Here is a 2,395-nt window from a genome sequence, read left to right on the forward strand (position 1 = left end):
TCAGTCCGGATCGAGCGGGCACGCGGATGCCGCGCAGTGCTCCCGCCCCCTAACGTACGCAGCGACGCCCGGGCAGAAAGCAGCCGGCGGCCATATGACCGCTCCCGGGTAAAAGGCATGACGGTGTCGAGCACCCTTCCGCCACCACCCCACTCGACGAAGATCCTGGACTTTCATGTTCTACGGCCCACGTCCCGTACCGGCCCCGCACCACCGGGACGGCTCCCCTCTGTCCCTGCCCCTGGCCCTCGTCCTGACCGGACTTCTCCTCAGCGGATGCGGCATGACCGAAAACGACGGCAACGCCTCCCCCGGCAGCACCGCCGGCAATTCGCAGCAGGCCCGTTCGGGCCTTCCCGACGCCGGCACGGCGACGACCGAAGAGGCGGTCGCCGCCGTGAAGGAGGTGTCCAGCGAGCTCTACAGATTCGCCGGCGTCCCAGGCAAGGCGTCCGAGCCCGGTCCCGGCGTCAAGGAGTGCGAAAACAAAGCCCTGGAGAGGTACTTCACCGTCTACCACCCCTGGAACCTCGCACCGACGAAGCCCGGCGACATCGACCTGGCGATGGAGAACCTGAAGGAGAGGCTGAACACGGCCGGCTGGGTGACCAAGCAGCTGTACCACGACAACAGTCCCCACAAGGCACTCAACCTGGTCGCCGACAACGACGCGAAGAAGGTCAGCGTCTGGATCGTCCAGTACTCCGAGGACGCGACACCGAGCCTGGGGATCAACGTCACGTCCGGCTGCTACCGGGTGCCCGAGGGAGAGACGGTCGACCACTTCTGACACCGCGAGACGACGACGGGCCCTCGAAGGCGAGCCCCCGGCGGCGCATGTGTTGTTCAACGGGATGGAAAACCCGCCACCGTTCGGGCCGCGCACGCACTGGTCCCTGCCCCGTGCCACTGGCTCACCTCCCCGTCCTTCGCTACCGGACTGGTCACCCTGCACCGGCTGCGCTCGTACGAGGTCAACAGCCGGATCACAGGTCATTGAAGTTCCAGAACAGACCGACCTCGGTGTCCGAGACGACGAGACCGCAATCCTCCGTGAAGACACTCATCGGGCTGTACTCCAGGCTCTCCAGCGTGAAGTCGAGTGTGCCGGGCGCGCTGCCGGTCTTGCGGACGTTGGTACGACAGGTGGCCTTGTCCCCGTACCGTGCGAGGACCGTGAGTGCCATCGCCCGCAATTCGTCCGGGGACTCGGTGAAGTACTGAAGGTTGGACAGGGTGCAGCCGCCCTCGGTGAGGGCCAGGAGCAGGTTCTCGGCGCTGTCCCGGTCGATCTCCTTGAGACGCGGCGCGACGTACTCCGAGGAGTGGGCGGCGAAGGGCCACGTGGGGTTCCCCACGCGCTCGGGGCCTCCTCCGCGTCGTCGACGCGGGCCCAGCCCCCGGGGGTCCGGCACGGCCCGGGCCATCAGCGCGAGGACGTCGAGCGTCCAGTCCTCCTGGTGGCGCGGACCGGTGGCGATGTACGCGCACGCGTCCCTGTACAGGTGGCGTACCGCGGCGTCCCAGGACGTCTGGTCGGTAGACATGTGGTGCCGGCCTTTCTCAGCACATCCAGGGCGTGTTCCAGAAGCGGCCCGGGGCTGCTGGTTCGTCACTTCTGGCGAAGAGAGGTGAGCCAGCGGTCGTCCTGGAACTCAGCAGGCACCTCGTCCTCCCACGGATCGATCCCGCGGCGCTCCAGCTCGTCAAACCATCGGTCCCGCTGTGACTCGGGGAGGCGTCGTCCGCACCAGGGGCAGAAGTCGATCGTGATGCTCGACGTGCCACCGTCATGGATGATCAGCCCGTACTCCTGGAACGTGACGTTGAAGTCAACCAGCGCGTCCGGGCAGGCGAAGGGGTCGTCGTGCTGGTCGCAGCGCACGTTCACGCGGCTGGTCATCGCCTCGCAGCAGTGATGGGTCATGACCTCGGCTTCTCGTCGATCGACACCGTGACCAGAAGTAGATCACGGTCCGTGATGATCACCGGGTGGCACGTGGAGACCTGACGGGCGCGCAAAGGCGTTGCCAAAGGAGGCCTGGGCGGGGCGGCCGCCCGTCCGGCCTCGACGGCAGCTGATCGACGGCATACGGTTCCGGGTCCGCACCGGTGTCCCGTGGCGGGACATGCCCGCCAAGTACGGTCCCCGGGGCCGGGGGTATGACCTTTTCCGTCGCCGACAGCGGGACGGCACCTGGCAGTCGAGTTGCGGGACGAGCGCGTCGGCCCGCCTCCGTGACCTCAGCACGACGGATCGCATGTGCACGGTGATCCCAGCCTCACGCTTGCCCGGGGCCGACGCCCGGCGGTGGGCCCGGGGAGGCCGGCCCTTGAGGCACGAGGAACGGCCGCCGGGGGTCCTCCGGCGGCATCCTGCGGGTCGCGAGTGCCG

At 68.0% G+C, this 2,395-nt stretch carries 4 protein-coding genes; 2 read left to right on the forward strand and 2 right to left on the reverse strand.

Features of this window, described 5'->3' with window-relative positions:
- Positions 1-283 precede the first annotated feature (283 nt).
- Positions 284-790 carry a hypothetical protein gene (locus B7L92_RS36905; RefSeq protein WP_255311324.1) on the forward strand — a complete coding sequence of 169 codons (507 nt, stop codon included), beginning with the start codon at positions 284-286 and terminating at the stop codon, positions 788-790.
- Positions 791-986: 196 nt separating this feature from the next.
- Here the strand turns inward: B7L92_RS36905 and B7L92_RS36910 are convergent, their stop codons facing one another.
- Both B7L92_RS36910 and B7L92_RS36915 read right to left on the reverse strand, forming a co-directional pair.
- Entirely contained in the window at positions 987-1,547 is a 561-nt protein-coding gene (locus B7L92_RS36910) for a hypothetical protein (protein WP_081241510.1), read from the reverse strand.
- A 65-nt stretch (positions 1,548-1,612) separates the two neighbouring features.
- On the reverse strand, positions 1,613-1,927 hold the full coding sequence (locus B7L92_RS36915) for a DUF6980 family protein (protein ID WP_081241511.1): 315 nt from the start codon (positions 1,925-1,927) through the stop codon (positions 1,613-1,615).
- 100 nt (positions 1,928-2,027) lie between these two features.
- Between B7L92_RS36915 and B7L92_RS44000 the strand changes: the two genes are divergently transcribed.
- Positions 2,028-2,395 (forward strand): transposase (locus B7L92_RS44000; RefSeq protein WP_438364057.1); only part of this gene is annotated, 368 nt, incomplete at its 3' end.

The organism is Streptomyces viridosporus, from assembly GCF_002078235.1.
GTDB lineage: Bacteria > Actinomycetota > Actinomycetes > Streptomycetales > Streptomycetaceae > Streptomyces > Streptomyces viridosporus.